The sequence below is a fragment of the Sulfurimonas lacustris genome (assembly GCF_059705355.1).
Genome location: NZ_AP046125.1, coordinates 1,635,817 through 1,655,771, shown reverse-complemented (window position 1 = coordinate 1,655,771; position 19,955 = coordinate 1,635,817). Strand labels below are relative to the sequence as shown.

26 protein-coding genes are annotated in these 19,955 nt (G+C 33.7%); 24 read left to right on the top strand and 2 right to left on the bottom strand.

Features of this window, described 5'->3' with window-relative positions:
- The 24 genes from AC6H4V_RS08550 to AC6H4V_RS08435 all read left to right on the top strand — a co-directional run bounded on the left by AC6H4V_RS08550 (window position 1) and on the right by AC6H4V_RS08435 (window position 17,450).
- Window positions 1–867, top strand: coding sequence for a TrbC family F-type conjugative pilus assembly protein (locus tag AC6H4V_RS08550; RefSeq protein ID WP_497606496.1), 867 nt, complete (start codon window positions 1–3; stop codon window positions 865–867).
- Window positions 864–1,277, top strand: a complete 414-nt coding sequence (locus AC6H4V_RS08545; RefSeq protein WP_497606495.1) for a thioredoxin fold domain-containing protein — start codon at window positions 864–866, stop codon at window positions 1,275–1,277. Before AC6H4V_RS08550 ends, AC6H4V_RS08545 begins: the two co-directional genes overlap by 4 nt.
- 164 nt (window positions 1,278–1,441) lie before the next feature.
- Window positions 1,442–1,726, top strand: coding sequence for a hypothetical protein (locus AC6H4V_RS08540; protein ID WP_497606494.1), 285 nt, complete (start codon window positions 1,442–1,444; stop codon window positions 1,724–1,726).
- Window positions 1,726–2,022, top strand: a complete 297-nt coding sequence (locus tag AC6H4V_RS08535; RefSeq protein ID WP_497606493.1) for a hypothetical protein — start codon at window positions 1,726–1,728, stop codon at window positions 2,020–2,022. Before AC6H4V_RS08540 ends, AC6H4V_RS08535 begins: the two co-directional genes overlap by 1 nt.
- Window positions 2,019–2,564 (top strand): TraE/TraK family type IV conjugative transfer system protein, encoded by a 546-nt coding sequence (locus AC6H4V_RS08530; RefSeq protein ID WP_299857325.1) that lies wholly within the window; start codon window positions 2,019–2,021, stop codon window positions 2,562–2,564. The genes AC6H4V_RS08535 and AC6H4V_RS08530 overlap by 4 nt, the downstream gene beginning before the upstream one ends.
- Window positions 2,565–2,602: 38 nt before the next feature.
- Window positions 2,603–3,310 carry a TraK domain-containing protein gene (locus AC6H4V_RS08525; protein WP_497606492.1) on the top strand — a complete coding sequence of 236 codons (708 nt, stop codon included), beginning with the start codon at window positions 2,603–2,605 and terminating at the stop codon, window positions 3,308–3,310.
- Between the two features lie 9 nt (window positions 3,311–3,319).
- Window positions 3,320–4,537, top strand: coding sequence for a TraB/VirB10 family protein (locus tag AC6H4V_RS08520; RefSeq protein ID WP_497606491.1), 1,218 nt, complete (start codon window positions 3,320–3,322; stop codon window positions 4,535–4,537).
- 153 nt (window positions 4,538–4,690) lie between these two features.
- Window positions 4,691–4,993 carry a TraV family lipoprotein gene (locus AC6H4V_RS08515; RefSeq protein WP_299857319.1) on the top strand — a complete coding sequence of 101 codons (303 nt, stop codon included), beginning with the start codon at window positions 4,691–4,693 and terminating at the stop codon, window positions 4,991–4,993.
- Window positions 4,994–4,997: 4 nt separating this feature from the next.
- Window positions 4,998–7,538, top strand: a complete 2,541-nt coding sequence (locus AC6H4V_RS08510) for a TraG/VirB4 family ATPase (RefSeq protein ID WP_497606490.1) — start codon at window positions 4,998–5,000, stop codon at window positions 7,536–7,538.
- 1 nt (window position 7,539) lies between these two features.
- Window positions 7,540–7,914, top strand: a complete 375-nt coding sequence (locus AC6H4V_RS08505; protein WP_299857316.1) for a hypothetical protein — start codon at window positions 7,540–7,542, stop codon at window positions 7,912–7,914.
- Window positions 7,911–8,381 carry a S26 family signal peptidase gene (locus AC6H4V_RS08500; RefSeq protein ID WP_299857315.1) on the top strand — a complete coding sequence of 157 codons (471 nt, stop codon included), beginning with the start codon at window positions 7,911–7,913 and terminating at the stop codon, window positions 8,379–8,381. The genes AC6H4V_RS08505 and AC6H4V_RS08500 overlap by 4 nt, the downstream gene beginning before the upstream one ends.
- Window positions 8,378–9,754: a conjugal transfer protein TraH gene (locus AC6H4V_RS08495; RefSeq protein WP_497606489.1), complete on the top strand. Its 1,377-nt coding sequence runs from the start codon at window positions 8,378–8,380 to the stop codon at window positions 9,752–9,754. The genes AC6H4V_RS08500 and AC6H4V_RS08495 overlap by 4 nt, the downstream gene beginning before the upstream one ends.
- A 2-nt stretch (window positions 9,755–9,756) precedes the next feature.
- Window positions 9,757–10,935: a hypothetical protein gene (locus AC6H4V_RS08490; RefSeq protein WP_497606488.1), complete on the top strand. Its 1,179-nt coding sequence runs from the start codon at window positions 9,757–9,759 to the stop codon at window positions 10,933–10,935.
- A gap of 73 nt (window positions 10,936–11,008) precedes the next feature.
- Entirely contained in the window at window positions 11,009–11,386 is a 378-nt protein-coding gene (locus AC6H4V_RS08485) for a hypothetical protein (protein WP_497606487.1), read from the top strand.
- 133 nt (window positions 11,387–11,519) lie between these two features.
- Window positions 11,520–12,263 (top strand): thioredoxin fold domain-containing protein, encoded by a 744-nt coding sequence (locus AC6H4V_RS08480; RefSeq protein WP_497606486.1) that lies wholly within the window; start codon window positions 11,520–11,522, stop codon window positions 12,261–12,263.
- A 13-nt stretch (window positions 12,264–12,276) separates the two neighbouring features.
- Window positions 12,277–12,951, top strand: a complete 675-nt coding sequence (locus AC6H4V_RS08475) for a DNA/RNA non-specific endonuclease (RefSeq protein ID WP_497606485.1) — start codon at window positions 12,277–12,279, stop codon at window positions 12,949–12,951.
- Window positions 12,952–13,028: 77 nt separating this feature from the next.
- Window positions 13,029–13,751 (top strand): EAL domain-containing protein, encoded by a 723-nt coding sequence (locus AC6H4V_RS08470; RefSeq protein ID WP_497606484.1) that lies wholly within the window; start codon window positions 13,029–13,031, stop codon window positions 13,749–13,751.
- A gap of 413 nt (window positions 13,752–14,164) precedes the next feature.
- Complete coding sequence (locus AC6H4V_RS08465; protein ID WP_497606483.1) at window positions 14,165–14,857, top strand: Lcl C-terminal domain-containing protein; 693 nt, start codon at window positions 14,165–14,167, stop codon at window positions 14,855–14,857.
- 7 nt (window positions 14,858–14,864) lie between these two features.
- Window positions 14,865–15,257 (top strand): hypothetical protein, encoded by a 393-nt coding sequence (locus AC6H4V_RS08460; RefSeq protein ID WP_497606482.1) that lies wholly within the window; start codon window positions 14,865–14,867, stop codon window positions 15,255–15,257.
- Window positions 15,247–16,215 (top strand): conjugal transfer protein TraN, encoded by a 969-nt coding sequence (gene traN / locus AC6H4V_RS08455; protein ID WP_497606481.1) that lies wholly within the window; start codon window positions 15,247–15,249, stop codon window positions 16,213–16,215. Before AC6H4V_RS08460 ends, traN begins: the two co-directional genes overlap by 11 nt.
- A 17-nt stretch (window positions 16,216–16,232) precedes the next feature.
- Window positions 16,233–16,418, top strand: a complete 186-nt coding sequence (locus tag AC6H4V_RS08450; protein ID WP_497606480.1) for a hypothetical protein — start codon at window positions 16,233–16,235, stop codon at window positions 16,416–16,418.
- 27 nt (window positions 16,419–16,445) lie between these two features.
- Window positions 16,446–16,691 carry a hypothetical protein gene (locus AC6H4V_RS08445; RefSeq protein WP_497606479.1) on the top strand — a complete coding sequence of 82 codons (246 nt, stop codon included), beginning with the start codon at window positions 16,446–16,448 and terminating at the stop codon, window positions 16,689–16,691.
- A gap of 103 nt (window positions 16,692–16,794) precedes the next feature.
- Window positions 16,795–16,941, top strand: coding sequence for a hypothetical protein (locus AC6H4V_RS08440; protein ID WP_294880859.1), 147 nt, complete (start codon window positions 16,795–16,797; stop codon window positions 16,939–16,941).
- Window positions 16,938–17,450, top strand: coding sequence for a hypothetical protein (locus tag AC6H4V_RS08435; protein WP_497606478.1), 513 nt, complete (start codon window positions 16,938–16,940; stop codon window positions 17,448–17,450). The genes AC6H4V_RS08440 and AC6H4V_RS08435 overlap by 4 nt, the downstream gene beginning before the upstream one ends.
- Window positions 17,451–17,700: 250 nt before the next feature.
- Here AC6H4V_RS08435 and AC6H4V_RS08430 read toward each other — a convergent pair whose 3' ends face one another.
- Window positions 17,701–18,579 (bottom strand): tyrosine-type recombinase/integrase, encoded by an 879-nt coding sequence (locus AC6H4V_RS08430; RefSeq protein ID WP_497606477.1) that lies wholly within the window; start codon window positions 18,577–18,579, stop codon window positions 17,701–17,703.
- On the bottom strand, window positions 18,579–19,877 hold the full coding sequence (locus AC6H4V_RS08425) for a rolling circle replication-associated protein (protein WP_497606476.1): 1,299 nt from the start codon (window positions 19,875–19,877) through the stop codon (window positions 18,579–18,581). The genes AC6H4V_RS08430 and AC6H4V_RS08425 overlap by 1 nt, the downstream gene beginning before the upstream one ends.
- Between the last annotated feature and the right edge of the window lie 78 nt (window positions 19,878–19,955).

The window sequence follows — 19,955 nt, the reverse complement described above, 5'->3', positions numbered from 1 at the left end:
ATGCAAAAACTAATCTTATTGTCTGCTATTGCTTTTATCAATTTACAAGCAGAAGCTGATGTAAATGAATCAAAAATATTTTTAGATAAATATAGTACAGGTATTGAAAAAGTAAAAAAAGAGATTAATATCAACAATAGTGCAGATGTGAGTGCATCAAAATTATTTAAAGATATAAATATCTCTGATTCTATCAGAGCAGACGCAAAAAATATAGTTGAAAATAAACTTGCAGATAAAAATATTGAAAATGCAGCTAAAGCAGATGCTGAAGTTATTCATTCCGATAAGTTTAAAAAACAGTTTTGTGAGGCAAAAGACAACCTGCTTTATGACAAAAAATTAGGTTGGGGCGAACAAGCGGCAATAGCAGAGCAATATGTAAAATCTCAACAGGAAAAAGGTGAGCAAAATTTTTACTTTAATTCAAAAGAGACAATCTACATTTTTATAAGTTCATCTCTGCCTAAAGAGACGATTGAAAATTATCTTGAGAGTACAAAATACATTCAAGATAATGTGGTTTTTGTGATGCAAGGTGCTATCGGCGGTATGCGAAAGATAAAACCTACTTTGCAATGGATTAAAGAACTTATAGGAGAAAAATACGCTAATGCAAAAATCGTAATAGATCCTAGGTTATCTGAACATTTTAATATAAAGCAAGTTCCGGCAATTTTATATACACAAAAAGATTTTTTTGAGATGAAATCTCAAGAGGTACAATCTGCAAACGCTGATAAAGCAGATGCCGATACATATATTTTTTACGGCGATATGCCCATTGGCTATGTCATTAAAAAAATGAATGAAAAGAAACAAAACTCTTTTTTACAAAATATTCTAAAAAAATTGGAAATAAAATGAAAAAGATAATTTTAACGATTATTCTCATTTCAAATTTGTTTGCAAGTACTCCAGTGCTTAATTTAAACGGCATCTACTTCTATGATATCAAAGAAGTTTTAAATTATTCAAATCCAAAAGATACAAGAAAAATTATATTGATTTTTTCTTCTAGCAACTGTAGCCACTGTGTAACTTTTAAAAATAAGCTTGCATCTTTGGACGCTAAAACCAAACAATATCTAAGCTCAAAATATATATTTTCTTTAATTGAAGATGATATTCAGATGCTTCAAATGTTTAAAGTTACATCTACTCCCACCACTTTCGTTATGACTCAAAATAAAAAGTTTGTTATCGCTCCAATGGTAGGCGAACCGACAGATATTAATGAATTTGTTAATTATTTGATCAAAATTTTAGAAATATAAAAACACTCACATTCTTAAAAACCTTTTTTTCGACTTATTTATGAATAAGAGGAAACAGAGAAAAAGGTTGAATCATGAAAAAAATTGATACCGGATAAAAATACCCTTTTAACAAATGCTACTGTTGTAGCGGTTTTAAAATTTAAAATATAAGTGGAGAAAAAATGGATAAAAAGATTATGTTTACCGTCGTATTGTTAATGGTTTTTTGTGGGGCAGCATTTGCAGGAACAACGGATACTTTGGGAATGAGCGGACTTTGGACGAAAGTTCAGGCAATTTTGACAGACCAATATCTGCAGCCGATACTTGTTGTAGGTATGTTGGCTATGGCTGTGTTTAGAGCCTATAAAGAACATCCGTTTCAAGGTGTTATGGTAGGTGCTTTAGCTCTAATTATTGGGCAATTGGACAGCATCGCTCAAGCGATTGCTGGTGCTATGATCTAATGAGCAACTATATAAAAATCTATCGTAGTACCAATAAGGATATTACGATAGGTAATTATACATTACATGATATAGCTATACCCATTAGCGGTATAGCCGTTGCAAAAGTGTTTCAATTTGGTTTTACGGCTACTTTAATAACTATCGCTGTCGCAATTTATTTAATGATTCTTATCAAAGAGCTGAATGAAACTAAAGTGAAGGGATATTACTGGGTAATGCTGTGGTGGTATGGCATCACAAGCCCAGATTATAAAACATTTCCAAAAAGCCATGAAAGAGAGTTTGTAAAATGACCAGAAAATTTTTTAAAAATGAGCACGATAAGTTAGTTGCAAAAGAAATTGCCAATAAGGCAGTTTCTATAATCTTGGCGGGAGCATTGGCTGTTTGTAGCTTTACAATTTATAAGCTTTACACTGAGCAAAAAGTTGTGGTTGTGCCAACAAATATAACGGAAGAGTTTTGGGTAACTTCAAGAAATGTAAGTGAAACATACTTAAAGCAGATGGGGCAATATGTAGCGACTGCACTTTTAAATGTCTCTCCAAATAGCGCAAAAGGACAGTTTGAGTTAATCCTTGATCTTGCAGCTCCTTCCTATTATCAAAATCTCAGGCAGGAATTAGTAAATCAGACTAGATACCTTGTTGAAAATGGGATAACAAGTGCTTTTTGGGCAAAAACATTCAAATATGAAAAAGACCATATTCTAGTTCAGGGGACAAAGCACAACATAATCGGAGATAAAGTTGTTGAAAAAAAAGAGGTGGTTTTAAAAATTTATTTTGAAGTTCAAAACGGAAGGTTTTATATTTCGACTTTTGAAATTAAATGATTTTTATGAATAAGAGTAAATAGAAAAAAAGGCAAGAGATGAAAAAAATATTGTTTATATCCTTAATGGCATCTGCTCTTCTGATGGCAGATACTCCAAAAGCCGATGCAAATACATTTAAGTATGAAAATGAAACTCTAAGGATACGCATTAGCAAAAACAGTGTAAACAGAATTGTTTTACCTGCAGCCATTACAGGCAAAATATTTAGCCAAGAGAAAAACTTAAACATACAATCAAATGGACATGAAGCATATGTAAAAGTCATACCTTCCAAAAAGACAGAAACTATTGACAATAAAGTGACAGAAACGGAAATAGTTTATGCAGACAAAGAAGCCGAAGTGTTTTTTTTGACAGAAAACAAAACCTATGCAGTAGTCTTTGTTCCAGATAAAATCGACACAAGAACCGTGTACATAACCGACAATACGGTAAAAAAAGAAGATATCGAAAAAGTTGAAAAAGCCTCAAACGAATATACTAAAAATATAAAAAATATTTTTAAATTGGCAATAGCAAATAAATTGAGCAATAGCTTTACTGAGATTGTTCAAAATGCAAGGCATGATGATTTTTTGTTTTTAAGTCAATTTGACGGTACAAATTACCAAGTACATAAATTTTTTGTCTTCAATAAAAGCGACAAAACAATCGAAAAAATCAATCAAATTGTTAAAAATAAGATAGTTGCCACTGCTGTATTTGAGCAAAACTATTTTATTTTGTGTGAACAGAACAAATAGGGAGCCATCATGGAAGAAGAAAATAACACCGAGATAATATCTCCGAATTTAGACGCACAAAAAGAGCAAAGAAATATAAAACTTATCGCAGGTGGCGCAGCGTTGGCTGTTCTTGTCGCTTGGAGAGTTTGGGTTGCAATTGGCTCAACTGAAGATAACACGGTGGTTGAAAAAGAAAAAATCAGAATATTTAAAAACGACGACATGGTGCAAACAAAATTTGTAGGCGAAATTGCTCCAGAGATAAGTGCACAAAAAAGTGAATTACAGCAGATGAAAAAACAACAAGCAGAGCAGCTTAAGCAGATTGATGAAATGAAGAAGATGATGGAGCAAAAGGCAGAAAATACACCTGAATCAAAATCTAAAAAAGGTGTAGATTTTAAGTATTCTGACTCAAATCAAGAAGAAGATTCTTATCCTCTTCCTTTCCAAAGTTTCCAAAATACAAATCCTCAAGCAGCTGTCGTACAAAAACCTGTAGAGAAAATAATAAAGATTGAAAATATGCAAGACAGCATGGTTTTTGATATAAAAAAAAATGATGACAACATCACTGATGATAAAAAAATTTCCCGCGGGAAAAAAAATATAACTCTTGCTCCTGGAGTATTAATAAAAGCAAGACTTATAAGTGGGGTTAGAGCACCAACACTTACAAAAGCTGTACATGAACCGCAACCTGTATTTTTAAAAGTAACTGATTTGGCAATTCTTCCAAACAGAGGTAAATTAAATATTAAAGAGTGCATAGTTAAGGGAGAAGCAAAAGGAGATCTTGCGACTGAGACGGTTCATATCAGAACAAATTTTTTATCATGCACGACAAACGATGGCGAAGTTTTAGTCTCTAAACTTTCAGCAAGTGTATTTGGCACAAGTGGGACAAACGGCATTGGTGGAGTAGTTGTAAGTAAACAAGGCGCACTACTTGGCAGAAGTTTGATTGCTGGTTTTGTGGATGGCTTTGCAAAAAGTGGAAGTAGCCAATACCAAAGTGTTTTGACAACTACTACAGGAACTCTTACATCTAACGAAGGAATGAGCAGTGACGAAATGCTAAAGAGTGGAGCGTACGGAGGAATGTCAAAAGCTGGATCGGAAATGTCTAAATTTTATATGGATATGGTTAGGCAAATTGAACCTTCCATTGAGATTAAGCCAAATATAGATGTAGATATTATGGTTACAGATGTATCGACAATAGAATTTAAGAAAGAGGTGTGAGATGAAAATAGTTCTATTGATAATCACTATGTTAATTTTTAACGGTTGTTGGCTAATGCCATATAAAGAGAATTTTAGCTGTAACTCTGATTTAGATGCGGGTAGATGTGGAATGGTAAGAGACAATTACAATTTAGAGGCAGGGAAAGACAAATGAAAACAGAGAAAAAAATGGGATTTTTTACAGTAGTAATCTTACTAGTTGGGATTGCGTTTGCAGGATGTGCAGAAAACAAGCTTGAAGTACCAGAAGTACAAAATTTGGAAGTTAAAATTGTTGAAAAAAAAGTCGATAGCGAAAGTCCGCTTTTAACAAAACCTAAAATAGCCAAAATAAAAATTGAAAGCTATATTGATTCCGATGGTGATTATCATGAGGCATCAAGGCTTCATTTAAAAATTCAAGAGTCTGCGTTTGCCGAAGATAAAAAATATTTTTCCATAAACAAGGAGTAAATATATGTCTATGTTCAAAAAGATAGGAAAAAATATCAGAGATAGATTCATTGCTTCTAACGCATACGATGACAAAAAGCATTATACATTTTCTCACTTCTCTGATTATATTCGTCCCTCTATATATGACGAAAATGGTATCTGGGAAACAAACGACGGCGAGTATGCTTGGATATGTGAACTTGCTCCTAGAATAAGAATGGGCAGTGAAACAGCAGAGACTTTTGAGCAAGCTTTGTCAAAAATACCTGAAGGTTTTTATACACAAATAATTCTCTTTGGCTCTAAAAATATAGAACTGTATCTGCAAGAATACACAAAAGTGCATACGCAAAGAGATGAAGATATCGTTCTAAACGGTGTTTATAACTTTGTAAACTTTTTACGCCAAAAAACCGAAGAACCTATAAATGCAAGATTCTCCACACAAATAAAAAATAATAGAGTTTTTTTTGTCTTGAAAAATAGAGATTTTAGTAGGTTAAAAGCTATCAAGGAAGATGTTTTCAATATTTTAAATTCTAATCATTTTTACCCGACAAACTTAGAAGAAAATGAGCTAAAAGCGATATTTTTTGAAATGGTAAATCCAAATCATAGTATGCAGAATATTCAAGAATACAATGAGAGAAAATTCTTTAATAAACAGATCATGGCAAGTGACAATAAAATATCTGTATATAAAGACAGTGTTGTAGTAGATGGAAAATACTTTAAAGCTCTGACTCCAATAAAATATCCAAAATATGCACATATAAGTGAGTTTGGCATGAAGCTTGGGGATTATATCTCCAAAGGTTCGGATAGCAATCAATTCGTAGATAATTATATGATTTGTCTTAATCTTACAAGAGTAAGTTCTACTGAATCTGCCTCTATAAAAAGAAATAAACAAATTGTTAAAGGTGGGGGAAATACAGGAAGTAAAGTCAAGAAAGAAAAAACAGAGATACAGGATATTATTGAAAATATTGAGGATAGAAAGCCTTTATTTAAGGTTGATTTGAATATCTGGGTGAGTGGCAAAACATATGAACTGGCAAAAGCAAATACAGATAGAATCAAATCATATTGGCAGAAAAAAACTCAAAAGGGCGAGGAAGAGATAGGCGGTATCATTTTAGAAGATTTTACATTTGCAATAATGCCGTTGTTTATAGGCAGCTTGCCAGCAGGTATAAACAAAGAGTATTTTCAGCTTATCTCTAAATCTAACGATGAAAACCATTTTGTACATGAAGTGTGTCAGTTTTTACCTTTGGAAGCAGACTATAGCGGTAACTATCCAAATCTTATATTTGTCAGTAAAAGAGGGCAAATGTGCGGTGTGGATATATTTAATTCTAACTATTCAAAAAATGCTTTTATAGTTGCACAAGCCGGAGCAGGAAAATCTGTTTTGGCAAACTTTATTGCTTTTAATGAGTATTGCAGAAAAACGAGAGTTTTTATTATAGATATTGGTGAATCTTATAAAAAGATTTGTGAAGAGAATGGGGGTGAATATATATCCATTGACATGAATAAACCTATTTCTTTCAATCCTTTTCACGGATTGCAGACAACATATAATTTATACCTCCAAACTGCAGCTAAAGAAACGCTTGATGAAGTACTTGAGCAGACAGAGTTTATGATTAACTTTGTTTACATGATAGGCGCAAATCTTTTTTCGGAACAAGCTCAGTCTGAAGAACGATATATTAAAGGTGTTTTACAGGATGTTATCGCACATTTGCTAGACAATAATAAAGATAAGATTCTTGAAATTCATGACATTCAAGAACATCTTTTGCAAAAGTGTGAGGATGTTAGGTTAAGAGATTTTGCTATTCATCTAAAGCCTTGGTGTAAAGGCGGAGCATATTATAAATTTGTAGCCGGTGCTAGAGATGTGGATATGACTAAACCTATGGTTGTGCTAGACCTCTCCAGCGTTGAGCAAAGAGCAGATATTAGAGATGCACTAATTTATATAATGGCTTCAAACATTGCTTCGTTTATCTATAACAATCATGATTTTAATATTCAGACACAAGTAATTATCGATGAGGCACATAAGTTTTTAGGTAAAAACGCGATTATGGATGCTTTCTTTGACCAAGCGTATAGAAGATTTAGAAAGCACAATGCTTCAATTATCGTTATCACTCAAAGTTTTGAAGATATCTACAATATGAAAACAGGCGGCTTATCTATTGCAGGACAAGCAATCATGGCAAACAGTCCTTATAAATTCTTTCTCAATCAAAACGATACTGCTATCAATGCTATCAAGCAATCAGGACTCTTTACGCTCTCAGAACTTGATATAGAGCTGCTAAAAAGCACAAAAAGCTTAAAAGGATACTACTCTGAAATATTTTACATCAATCCAGAGAATGAAATATCGGTCGTTAGACTTTTAATAGATAGATACTTTTACTATCTAAGCAGTTCCGATCCAAAAGACAAAGCAAAAATCAACGAAATTATGAATAAGCATCAGTTGTCAACAGGCAAAGCGATTCAATATATCGTAGATCAAGAAAAAATAGGAGCGTAAAATGAATTTGAAAAATAATTTAAAAGGGCTAATAGATGTAGTTTTTGTAGCTGTCACAATTGGCGGCGGTATTTATGCTTATGATGCATATAAAACTTCAAATCAAAAGGTTTATGTTGTAGATGCACAAAGAATCTACCAGCTAAAACAAGCAACACTGCAAGCTTCTTCTGCAACCGAAGATGATGTTATTAAACATTACGATAGTTTAGAAAAAATTATTATTTTTTCTAACGACTATATAAATACTGTCTCTCAAGAGAAAGAGACTCTTGTTTATCCAAAAACGCATATCTTAACCACAAAATCAAATAAAATCATAGATCTTACCGATGATTTAATCAATAGACTTAAACAGCAAAAACTATTGCCATGAATAAAAAAGTTCTCAATATATCAATTGTTGTGGTGTCTATGGTTGCAATATTTGTTGGGCTAAAAGCATCGGATATGAAATTTGTAATTCCTGAAAGCGAATCTGTAAATGGCTCGCTTTTTTTACTTCAAGATAAAGATGCTGCAAATGATTATGTTGTGTTTGAATATAACAAAATTGACTATAAAAATTATCATCGTGGCAAGCTGTTTATTAAAAAAATCGGTTGTGATAGTGGACAGCATTTATTGGTTCAGGATTACAAAGTAGTTTGTGACGGAAGAGCAATTGCAACCATATTCCAAAAAAACAATGAAGGACAGCTTATGCCAAATTATAGCTATGACGGAATTATTCCAAACAACCAATTCTTTGCTTTGGGTGAGCATCTTAAAAGTTTTGACAGTAGATACTTTGGGTTGGTCGATAAAAAGCAAATTTCAAAAAGTGCGAGGAGGATATTTTGAAAAAAATAGTTTTAAGTATTGTCGCAATTGGCATATTATCGGCAGATTGGATAAAAGATAATATGATTGATGTCGGCACAGATATGGGCTACTATCAAACTCAAACAAGAGGTATCTACACATTAGGTTCTCAAACTATACGCTATAGAGAGGTTGGTGGAACAATTACGCCTTTTCATATAGACCCTCCACGATTCAATGTTGGATGCGGCGGTATAGATATCGGCATGGGAGGGTTTAACTATCTTCAACCAGAATTTATTATTGAAAAGCTAAAAGCGATAAGTGCTGCGGCTCCAGCATTTGTTTATCAAATGGCGATTTCCGCTCTATGCAAAGATTGTCAAAACATCATGAATGAGCTTGAGAAATTTGCGAATATGATAAATGGAATGAATTTTGATACTTGTGGTGCTATACAAGGCGCTGAAGGTGCAGGCAAGCTAGTTGGTGAAGCGATGAACCAGTCTGTTTTTAGTGGACAATCAGATTCTTGGATGTCCCAAAATTTAAAAACAGGAACAGAAGCTATTCAAGGATGGAACAGTAGTCTAAAAAATTATTTTGGTGGAAATGCACAAAAAGCAAATGATATGATGGAAATCTTAATTCTTGAGGGTAGCTTACTGCATCTTGTTTCGACAAAAGGGCTGCCTAATGTTTCTAAATTAGACCTCTTGGGTAATGATGCTGATGGAGATAAACTCATTTTATCAATTTTTAGAGCTGCTATCGGAGATGTTATCGGCGGTAAGGATACCGATGGAAAACCGACTGCGTATGCAGTACCAGGTGGAACAACAAATGACCTTTTTAAAACAATTTACGAAGGTGGAAAAATACCATATTCTAGTTATTCAACTACAACGAAAAATCTCTCAAAATTTAATGAGCATGAGATAACGGAAGGTGCAAAAGATATTATCAAAGAACATTTAACTGAGATTTACAACAAGATGAAAAATAGGCAAATTTTAGATGATAATGATAAAAGATTTTTATCAACGCTAAGTTTTCCTGTATATAAATATTTAAACACCGCAGTATTAAGCAGAGCCGATAACGATTTTGACTTTATGACTAGCCAGATTGCTGCAGACCAGACAAAAGATTTAGTATTGTATTTATCCAGATTGATAGCTAGAGGTGTTTCTTCTTATATTGCTATTCATGGCAAAGACCTTTCACCTGAAAATGTTAAACATGCAAATGAAATGACCAAAAAAATAAATGAGTTAAACAAGCAAACAATGCAATATTATTCTGCTGTTCAGGAAAATTTCACACAACATAAAAATATATTAGATCTTATCCGCAAAAGAGATCAAGATCTTAAGTCCCAAGCTGCAAATCAAGCCTTTATGGGTAAATAGCAATGTATAAATTATTATTTTTACTTACGCTAATTAGTAACATAAATGCAGGAGAATATTTAAACGAAGCAAAAAGTTTAAATAATCATTTTGGCAAAAATTTTCAAAGCACAATCGTTGCTCCAGGGACAGGTACTTCTAGTTTTAATACCGTTGATGGCAAATCTACTTTTAAAGCAAATATGACTTGCGACGGTTCAACTCAAGCTATAGCAGATATCTCTTATACAGGCACTAGTGATATTTCCATATCTGTCAATGCCGACATAAACGGAGATGGTACAAAAGAGATGCATAGTGCGCTTACAGACATAAGCGGAATATGTGCAGATGGTGTTGTTAAGTGTGATATAGGTACTTGGAACAACTGTACTTACTATAGATATCAATACAATTCAAGTGGTATTTCTCTAGCTGCCTCTAACCGAAGTAACTCCTCAAATTGCTACTGCATTAACAGCTCTTGCGGAAGCTTGGCAAGTTCTAGCAGTGATAAAATTTTGAATGATATATCAGCAGGTATCTACAATATATTACAAGCAAATATGCCTCGTTTTGTGCTTACAAGAGTAAGTAATGACAACTCTATAGTTGAGATTTTTGGAGAAAATCAAGATACTTGCCGAAACTATCAAACAGGTAGCAGCAACTATGCATACAGTGAGACCGATAACTCAAGCATAATTAATCAAGGTAATACTACAATGTATAACGACCAAAATAATCCAAATACGGCAGCTGGAACTTTACTCAGAGCAACGGTAAATGAAAATAGTATTGATTTTACTGCCGATAAAAATGCCTTAAGAGCAAAGGCAGATTCAATACCTATAGCAACCGAATCCAATAAAATAGTTTCTGCTGCAGGCGAAACTTTCAATATGACCAGGATAGAAGATTTAGAAGAGCCGAGATATTGTCAAATTCAAAGAATTGTTTCAAACGGACAAATCTACACTGACGGATCAACTTCTTATACATCCAATACGACAAATACTCAAGTTTTTGAATATGAGCTACGAGAATGTACCGGTGTAAATCGGGATATCTGCCCATTTGAAACAGGTGAGACTGTCAAATATGCTTGTGGAGAAGTAAATAAATCAAGCTTTAATGAGTCTGTTGCTAGTCTTAGTGTGCTTAACGAATTAGCAAAAGACATGACTTGCTCTACTAATTAAATCTTTTTCTCCAATGAACTTGTTTCATACACGCATTTTTAAAATCCTTAAAAAATTACGATAGGAGCAAGTATTGGAAAAGAACATAAAAAAAGCTAAAAAGTGTATCGAAACAAGAGACCTTTCAGGTGCATTGACGCATTTGCATTTAATTTACAGCGCATTTCATAAAAGAAAAGAGGAAATATGTTTTAAGCGCAGAAGCTTAAGCTTCAAGCAGATTGCCAACTCTGATTGCCCTTATTACAATGAATGGAGAGGCAAATTTTCACTGTTTCATCCAACTGCCTCAAAACTATTGGAGATAGTGGAAGATGAAAGTTATCGAAAAGAAAAAGAGTTTACCAATATGTTTGGTGAAGACTTGTTGAAAAAAACAATCGCCTTGCGTAACCATTGTGATATGTTTGCGAAATTACAGAAAACAACAGAGCAAAAAGCATACAAATAATTAACTACCGATGATAAAGAATAAAATCTAAAAATTCCAATTAACTTCAAAAAAACTACTTCCTTTTTTATGCATCTATATCTTTAAAATCATCAAAATTATGAATAAGAGTAAATAGAAAAAAAGGCAAGAGATGAAAAAAATATTGTTTATATCCTTAATGGCATCTGCTCTTCTGGCAGATATTTCAAAAGTCGATGCGCAAAAAGCATTAATCCAAAATGTTATTCCAAATTCTAAGTTTATAAAATATGAAAAAGCTGTGGAATTGGATGGATTTTATAGAGTTTATTTTGACAATGGGCAACTTCTTTATATCAATCCATTAAATGAAACAATAGTTTTTGGAGAAGTGTGGAGCAAGGAGGGTAAAAGCTACACCACGCATTTTTTGCAAAAGTGGAAAGAAGAGCTGGCGAAAAATGAACTGAAAAATCTATCAATAGATAAATTGCTTAAGCCTGCAAAAAAAGCTATATTCAACAAAGGTACTCAAAATAACTATTCGTTTGTACTCTTCACAGACCCTGAATGTCCTTTCTGTAAAACAGTTGAAAAGTTTTTTAGCCAAAACAACACAACAGTTTACTACAACTTTACTCCTCTTCCATTTCATAAAAATGCAAAAGAGTGGAGTGAGATAGCGTTATCTTCAAAAGACTTTAAACAAGCATTAAATGATATACATAGCGGAAATATCCCAACAGTAGAGTTGACTGATGCTGCAAAAAAACAACTAGAAGAAATGGAGATTCTTGCAAAAGAACTGAAAGTTGCGGGTACTCCAAAAATTTATGTAATTGATGAAAAAGAGCAAAAAATTGTTGATGTTGTCAATGGTGCAGATATTCCAAAACTAGAAAAATATATTAAATAAGGAGGGATGAGAAATGCTTAAAAAAATACTTTCAACTATGGTGCTTACCACATCACTGGCTTTGGCAAGCGATACTTTCTTGCATCAATTTTTTAACGATAAAGTGTGCGATCAGGTTCTTGAAAACGATGGATATTTTAAGACTTGTTATGACTACAAGGTAAAGGGTGCAAAATATGTTGCTTACACGATAGACGGCTTTTTATCAAACAAAGGCAATATCGACGAACGCCCTCGCTTTTATCCAGACAAAAATATACCAAATCAATACAGGAGTGAGCATTCCGACTATATCAGAAACCGCTACGATATGGACAGAGGACATATGGCGGAAGATGCATCGTTTGATTACTCTCAAAGAAGTTTGGACGCGACCTATGTAATGAGCAACATCATCCCGCAGCACGCTACGGTAAATAGAGATAAAAAAGCGTGGGCAGGTGTAGAACGCTTTGGAAGAGCCATAGCGGCAAAGATGGGTAAAGTTGATGTTCTCAATGGTGTAATCTATTCTAACAGTCCTAAGCGTATAGGACACAACCAAATTGCTGTACCAGATGCTTTTTGGAAGATGTACTACAATCAAGAACAGAAATACCAAAGATGTTTTTATTTTGAGAATAAGCCAGTGACTGATTCAAGTAAAAATATTAGCGACTATGAAGTTGAGTGTGGAAAGCTAAAATAAAATGGAAACGATTGCACAAAAGCAGTCAGTATGCAAAATTTCCCGCGGGAAAATAAGTAAAAAAAAAGGCTTAAAAGATGAATGAAAAACAGATGTCTAATATTTTAGAAAACTTTGATGTTGTTGTGCACTATCAACCTATTTTGTGTAATAAATCAAAATCATTACATAAACATGAAGCTCTCATGCGCTTAAGCAATGGAGCTGAAATTATTTTACCCGATGTTTTTATGCAAAAATCTAAAGAGCATGGCATTTACAACAAACTATCAAAAAAGATGATTTTGATAGTATTTTCAGATTTAAAAAAGTATGAATTTTTAAATGTATCTATCAACATTAGCATGCTCAATATTGTTGATATTGAGTTTTGCAAATTCTTATTTTTGGAATTAAAAAGCATTCAAAACCTTGAGCGAATTACTTTAGAATTTACTGAAACAGACAAAATAGATTTTAAAAGAGCAGTTATTTTTTTAAATGAACTTAAAAAAATTGGTATAAAAATTTCTATTGATGATTTTGGTACCGGCTATTCTAACTTTGAAAATCTTTTGCATTTTGATTTTGACTATTTAAAAATCGATGGACAAATAATCAAAAACATTCACAACAAGAAAAATGAATCGATAGTTTACTCCATTTTAAGCTTTTGCAAAATTCATGATATAAAAATCATAGCAGAGTATGTAGAAAATGAAAGTATCTACAATAAAGTTTGTGAGCTTGACATTGAGTTTTCGCAAGGTTTTTATATCGGAAAGCCATCAGAAAATTTATTAAGAGAGATTCTCAATTGAAAATAAATTTATTATTAATACAGACAATACTTTTCAGTTCTCTTTTTGCCCTCGATTGCTCATCCACGAAAGACATTTTAGAGTACAACGGACACTACTATACTGTTACAACAGACAAGCTGACGTTTGATGTCGCAAAACAGGTTGCAGAGAACAACGGTGGATATTTGGCTATTCCAAATACCACAACAGAGAATGGATTTATTAAAGGGATTATCGGAGGAAGTGCGGCTTGGATTGGTGTTTGGGATCCAAACTATTCATCAAGCTATTGCTACGAGGGTAGTGGTATATGCAGCACTAATCCATCACGCTTCAAGACTGTTAAAAATCAAACTCTTTCTTACTCGAACTGGGATGCAGCTCAACCTGATAACTTTGTAAGAGATTATGATATTGTAGATAATATGGCTATGGTAGCACCTCTAGGGGAGCATTGGGGAGTCATGAGTGGAAATAGCGGCAGATGGGCGGATTACGGTTCACATGCAGACTCTTTTAACAACCCTGCTATGTTTATAGCAGTATTTGAGTATGACACTAAGCCTGAATGTTTTAAAGAGGATGATGCTCTTTCCGCTGATGATTTTGAGGAGAAAAAATGTAACACAAGTGTTTGGGATGAAACGGCGGATGTCTTAACTCCAGGGCAGACCTTTAACTGTTTGATTGACCAATACGGAACCGACTACTGCCCCGAAGCCTTAGCCCCCGCTGATACCTATTGGGATTATGCCGATGGGTATAGTGTTGCTAATATTGGAAGCGTTGTAGATTATACAAATAAAATAACAACAACCAAAGAAGTTTGCAGTACCAACACAGGCGTAAGAATGTATTCAAATTGTGCTGGCAATACGATATCTTATTCTAAAGCATCTAGCTATTGCTCCAACCTAGTTGAAGGTGGATATAACGATTGGAGATTACCCACTTTAGGTGAAACAGCAACTTCAAGTGGAATGGGTGGGAATGGTGTACCTAGTTGCAGTAGTGGGACGTGGACTTCGACTGCCGACTACGGCTATCGGTATGCTTGGAGCGGTTCGTACGTCGGCAGCGACGACATCGACGGCTACGACAATTGGGTTCGTTGTGTCAGGTAATATCAAGATGAATCAAAAAAGAATCGGCTACCAAAACCCTAAACTTTACCATGATATAGAAAAAATTTTATTTCAATTGCTTAAAGTTCATAAAAAAGTTAATAAAGTATATAGAATAACCATACTTGAAAAAGAAATATACCCTCGATTAATTGCATCTATGCAAAACACAATACACATAGGGATCAATAAAAAGAAACTCTCTTTTCAGGAAATCGATAATTTAACAAATAAGATTGAAAATGACTTTTTTATTGTAAAAACTTTTTTATCTTTCCTTGTTTTACATAATTATCTTGATAAAACATTCTATTTTTCTTTAAATAACGAAATTGAACAAATCGCCATGCAACTATCTGGTTGGAAAAAATATTTAAGAGGGATAAAAAATGAGAATTAAAATATTTATTTTATTTGCAGCTTTAGTAAGTATTGCAAATGCAAAATTTTACCATTGGAGTTCTTTGCCAACTACATGCAACAATGTAACCACTATTACATGCCCCACCGGCTACACCGATAACGGCACGAACTGTAAAAAAACAGTAAGTTACACCTATTACAACTATCTATGCTCTACAGGAACGGTTATTGACGATGGCGGAGACTGTTTAAAAACAGATCCAAATCTTACGCTTGATAACACATCCACTTTGGATGATCCTTGTAATAGTTCAACACCTCCAGACAATAACTGCAAATCTCTCAAATATACATGTAACTCCAACGTAAGAACTCCTGCGTGGGTTGATAATCAGTGGATGTGTAGTCCGTTTCCTTGTGTAGGAGAGAATGATGTTGAAAACTTGGATACAACAGTTGGGGCTTCTGACCCTAACAATGGTGGATGGAATGAAAATGGCGGTTGCGATGGACAGATATATCTATTCAGCGGTAAGGGTGAAAAGTGTCGTTCATGGGATATGTTCTTTGGTTTGGCAGGAGGCGGATGTTGTGATAAAGACAAAGTATTTGCTGGGTTAATAGCATGCAAAGCTAATGAAAAGCTTCTTGCTGAAAAAAATAAAGCTGAACAGTGCCACTACGTCGGAGAGTTTTGCTCTAAGAAAATCAAACTAGGTTTTGTAAAAATATGCGTTCAAAAATCTAAAGGACACTGCTGCTTTAATTCAAAACTTGGAAGAATACTTCAAGAACAAGGACGCGCTCAATTAAATATGGGCTGGGGAAGCGGCGAGAATCCTCAATGCAGAGGTTTTACTCCAGAAGAGTTTCAAAAGCTTGATTTTAGCAAGATGGATTTAAGTGAGGTTTTTGAAGATATAAAGCTTAATACTATCAACATGACAACTATTACTGACAATATTAAAAATAAAGTAAATGACATTAATAAATAAGCAGAAAAGAGATTCAAATGACAAAAAAAGATACAAGTTCTAAGCTAATACAAGAAATTCTATTAGCTCCTGATGTTAGCTATTGGCTTAAACAAACAATTGAAGAGCTAGAAAGAAGAGACATCATTGATGTTTTGAACGATATAGAATTGCTTCATAAAATTTTTTCATTGAAATTTGAAGAGATAAAAAATTATGAATAAGAGTAAAATAAGGTTAAAGGCAAAAAGATGAGTAACCAAAAAGATTTTATACCTTCAGAAGAGGTATGCACGAGACTAAACAAAGAGTTAGGCGCAAATGTATTTACTTATGGAAAATTCATGAGATTGGTAAAAAAAGGGCTCATTAAATTTCATGATGTAAGAACACCAGGAACATCTATGATTAGATACGCTTTCAAATACGAAGAAGTAAAAGAGAGCTTAGAAAAATTAAAAAAAACCGATAACTCAGACAACTCCGAGAACCTTTAAAATAGGGCTTCTCTGGTTTTTATATATTATACTGACAAGACCGATAACTCCGATAAGTGGTTAATAGTATGTTATAATTTTAAAAATAAAAAAAGGATTTATTATGGCTTATGTTATACGAGATGGAAAACTTGAAAAAGCTCAACCCATAACTAATCTTACTCCCGAACAAAAAAAAGTATTGAGAGTCAGTACCGCAAAACAATCTTCTAAACTAAGAGAACTTAAGGCTCAAAAAGAAGCAAGTTGAAAAATATTTCAATAGCTCCTCTATCTGCTCAAGAGTTAGAGTCATTTTTTAAAAAGCTTGATTTTTCAAAAGATTCTGAGCATATCAAAAAATATATTAGTATTGTCAGAGAAACAGCTGCTTGCCAGCGAGTTGTTATATATGAAGCTTATGATTTAAACAAAGATGATGTTTTTGGATTTTTTGCACTTAAAACTACTCATGATGATATCGATAATGTTCCAGGTATCATCGTTGAGTTTTTGTATTTAAAAGTAGAGTATAGATCAAAAATAGAAGAGTTTTCAAATATAAAATATAGTTTTTTACTACTTGACCATATTATAAATATAGCGATAGATATTCAAAAATTAGTAGCTATTAATCATGTTTATTTAGTCCCTATAAGCGATAAAATGAGAGCAATATATAATGAGTACGGTTTTGTAAATATTCCTGGTTCTGGCAAAAATGAATATGAAGATTATATGGTCTTTAACCTTTTAGATGAAGATCCTACGCTGTTGTAAATTTGATTATTAAAAAAGTAGAAGTGTCGCTAAAAGTGTCGCTAAAAATTAAAGAAATATTGCCAATTAGCGTTAATTACATTTGGCAAAATCCTCATAAATGCGTGTTTGTAAGATTTAATTTTTCCCTGCTAAGGATGCGTACGGGTAACCGTACCGAGGGTTCAAATCCCTCCCTATCCACCACAAAGCCCTATTTTAGGGACTTTCAAAGCCCTTAAAAAAGATTACAAAATCCCTCCCTATCCCGTCACTTATAAATTGAGATACTTCTGTCAAAATCTTGATAGTTTGATTCTATATAGCGAACATAAACATCATAAACCATTTGAGTATTTGCATGTCCTAAGAGTTGCGAGAGTTGCACAGGCGTTACAAGGTTATTGTAAAGCATATTTGTAGCGTATGTATGACGTGTGTTGTATGGACGTCTGTACTCTAGTTTCAAGAGTTCAAGAAGCGGTAACCAGTGATTTGTTACGAAAGAGTGCGTGTCTCTGTATGGTTCTTTGTATTGAGTGATAAAAAGATACTCGTTATCGTGGAGATTGTATAGCTCATTTATAAAAGGCTCTAGTAGCTCAATGATAGGAATCTCTCTTATACTGCCGTGAGTTTTTGGTGTACTCTCTCCAAATTTAGAGCGAGTTCTTTTTACATGGATAATTTTGTTTTTTAAGTCTATATCCTCTTTTTTGAGTGCTATTATCTCTCCAGAGCGCATACCAGTATAAAAAGCTATTGCGATATAGAACTTGAAATTATTATCGTAGCTATGGTTCATGATTTGCTGTACTTCATCAGAGTTAAAAGGTTTGATGATAGGGCGGTAATATTTCGGGAGCTTGACATGCTTTAGAGGATTTTTTGTAATTGCTTCATCATAGAGAGCCTCTTGGAGTATACCATTTAATACGCCCATGTAATGGCGTTTGCTTTTTGCGCCTACATCTTCTATGGAGTAGAGCCAGATTTTTACGTCTGATGGTTTTATGTCTGCTATATCTTTGTCTTTAAAAAATGGGTTTATTCTTGATTTTACGATGTTTGTATATTTATCAAGAGTTGAGTTTTTAAGCTCATGTTTTTTAAAGTCGAGATATAGGGATGAATAGTAAGAAAAAAGCATTAAAAAACCTCCTCAGCTTCAAATCTATAAAAATCATCTTGCAGAAGTGCAGGATTAACTTTTGGTTCGTCTAGTAAGCCTCTCTCTATCAAAATGTTTTTAGTGTGTGCGTAGTGCTTCAAATCGCACGTTTCAACGTCTAAGCCCTCGAAGTACTCCCAGAGTTGTAGAGAGTTCATCTGATAAGGCATTGTTTTAGGTTTTTTAAGAGTGTTGTTATAATATACGAATGTTTCGCCATCAATGACAACGTCAATCTGTTTTGCTTCTTTGTCTTTGTAAATAGTCTCAAATTGCGATTCTAAATATGCTACATCATCCTCAGCCCAATTCACAGGCTTTTGCGTGTAAATAGTTCCAAATTCATTGCTAATGTAAGAGATTTTTTTAGTATCGCTATAAACGTAAACGTTTACATCATGATTTTTATATGCTTTTGTCAAATCTAAAAGCGTGTACATGCCGTTGAGTTTACGGTAAACCTCTAAAGATACGAAAGTGCGGCTAGTGTAAAATCTACAAATACCATGATAAAGATACCAAAGTGTAAGATTTGTGATTTTGTCGTTATCTTCTCTTAAATCGTCAAGAGTTTTTAGGATGTATTTCATCAAGTAAGATATCGGAGATTGTACGTTTGTTTCGACTTTTGAGAGCGGAGCAGGAAAGAGACGGTTACAAGCTTTAACGATTGATTCTACTTTGTCTGCAGGAACGAAAAGCGAGATGTGTAAATGCGGAGTGCCGTCTTTGTGAGGTTCGGTAACTCTTAGATATACTCTGTCATCTTTTTCAATGCTTTTATAGCTTCTATCATTAAAAAGTTTATGCAACATTTTTGTAAGCTCAATGGATGCGTTTCGAGGAGTATAATAATCCAATGTTTGAGAAAAATCAAGAACAGGCTCAAAAGTTAGACCGTTAAACTTTTGCTTTACATGGCAGTTTAAAATTTTATAGCCTTTGATTGTAGTGATATATTTGCGCCCAGCAAATTGTTTGTTTCTTATCAAGCGACCTTTATAAGTCTTTTTTGGATGCCAAACGGACGGAAGCGTCAAAGTTATAAAAACATTTGAAAGATTTTTTTCTTTTGCATAGTCGTAAACACTCCATGCTCTATGTTGCAACTCAGCGATGTATCTATCTGCATTCATGTAGCTATTTGCCACGAAATCAGCAAAGGGAATGATTTTATTATCCATGTGGATTCCGTTACTGTACATGAACTCTTTATTTTTTAAGAGTTTATCTTTGGATTTTTGTATCTGGTACTTTGTTAAACCGTAGTTTGTCATTTTGTCACTTCCTATTTGAATTTACTTATCGTGTCCGATACTTTTTTATAGATAGCCAAGAGGGGCGTTACCGCCCAT

Excerpts from the sequence above, each read along its gene's own strand:
- traN (WP_497606481.1), top strand. The coding sequence starts at position 15,247 with ATGAGAATTAAAATATTTATTTTATTTGCAGCTTTAGTAAGTATTGCA.
- AC6H4V_RS08465 (WP_497606483.1), top strand. The coding sequence starts at position 14,165 with ATGGTAGCACCTCTAGGGGAGCATTGGGGAGTCATGAGTGGAAATAGC.
- AC6H4V_RS08505 (WP_299857316.1), top strand. The coding sequence starts at position 7,540 with ATGAATTTGAAAAATAATTTAAAAGGGCTAATAGATGTAGTTTTTGTA.
- AC6H4V_RS08525 (WP_497606492.1), top strand. The coding sequence starts at position 2,603 with ATGAAAAAAATATTGTTTATATCCTTAATGGCATCTGCTCTTCTGATG.
- AC6H4V_RS08535 (WP_497606493.1), top strand. The coding sequence starts at position 1,726 with ATGAGCAACTATATAAAAATCTATCGTAGTACCAATAAGGATATTACG.
- AC6H4V_RS08470 (WP_497606484.1), top strand. The coding sequence starts at position 13,029 with ATGAATGAAAAACAGATGTCTAATATTTTAGAAAACTTTGATGTTGTT.
- AC6H4V_RS08545 (WP_497606495.1), top strand. The coding sequence starts at position 864 with ATGAAAAAGATAATTTTAACGATTATTCTCATTTCAAATTTGTTTGCA.
- AC6H4V_RS08520 (WP_497606491.1), top strand. The coding sequence starts at position 3,320 with ATGGAAGAAGAAAATAACACCGAGATAATATCTCCGAATTTAGACGCA.
- AC6H4V_RS08425 (WP_497606476.1), bottom strand. The coding sequence starts at position 19,877 with ATGACAAACTACGGTTTAACAAAGTACCAGATACAAAAATCCAAAGAT.
- AC6H4V_RS08515 (WP_299857319.1), top strand. The coding sequence starts at position 4,691 with ATGAAAACAGAGAAAAAAATGGGATTTTTTACAGTAGTAATCTTACTA.
- AC6H4V_RS08440 (WP_294880859.1), top strand. The coding sequence starts at position 16,795 with ATGGCTTATGTTATACGAGATGGAAAACTTGAAAAAGCTCAACCCATA.
- AC6H4V_RS08460 (WP_497606482.1), top strand. The coding sequence starts at position 14,865 with ATGAATCAAAAAAGAATCGGCTACCAAAACCCTAAACTTTACCATGAT.
- AC6H4V_RS08450 (WP_497606480.1), top strand. The coding sequence starts at position 16,233 with ATGACAAAAAAAGATACAAGTTCTAAGCTAATACAAGAAATTCTATTA.
- AC6H4V_RS08430 (WP_497606477.1), bottom strand. The coding sequence starts at position 18,579 with ATGCTTTTTTCTTACTATTCATCCCTATATCTCGACTTTAAAAAACAT.
- AC6H4V_RS08480 (WP_497606486.1), top strand. The coding sequence starts at position 11,520 with ATGAAAAAAATATTGTTTATATCCTTAATGGCATCTGCTCTTCTGGCA.
- AC6H4V_RS08475 (WP_497606485.1), top strand. The coding sequence starts at position 12,277 with ATGCTTAAAAAAATACTTTCAACTATGGTGCTTACCACATCACTGGCT.
- AC6H4V_RS08510 (WP_497606490.1), top strand. The coding sequence starts at position 4,998 with ATGTCTATGTTCAAAAAGATAGGAAAAAATATCAGAGATAGATTCATT.
- AC6H4V_RS08490 (WP_497606488.1), top strand. The coding sequence starts at position 9,757 with ATGTATAAATTATTATTTTTACTTACGCTAATTAGTAACATAAATGCA.
- AC6H4V_RS08540 (WP_497606494.1), top strand. The coding sequence starts at position 1,442 with ATGGATAAAAAGATTATGTTTACCGTCGTATTGTTAATGGTTTTTTGT.
- AC6H4V_RS08500 (WP_299857315.1), top strand. The coding sequence starts at position 7,911 with ATGAATAAAAAAGTTCTCAATATATCAATTGTTGTGGTGTCTATGGTT.
- AC6H4V_RS08445 (WP_497606479.1), top strand. The coding sequence starts at position 16,446 with ATGAGTAACCAAAAAGATTTTATACCTTCAGAAGAGGTATGCACGAGA.
- AC6H4V_RS08550 (WP_497606496.1), top strand. The coding sequence starts at position 1 with ATGCAAAAACTAATCTTATTGTCTGCTATTGCTTTTATCAATTTACAA.
- AC6H4V_RS08530 (WP_299857325.1), top strand. The coding sequence starts at position 2,019 with ATGACCAGAAAATTTTTTAAAAATGAGCACGATAAGTTAGTTGCAAAA.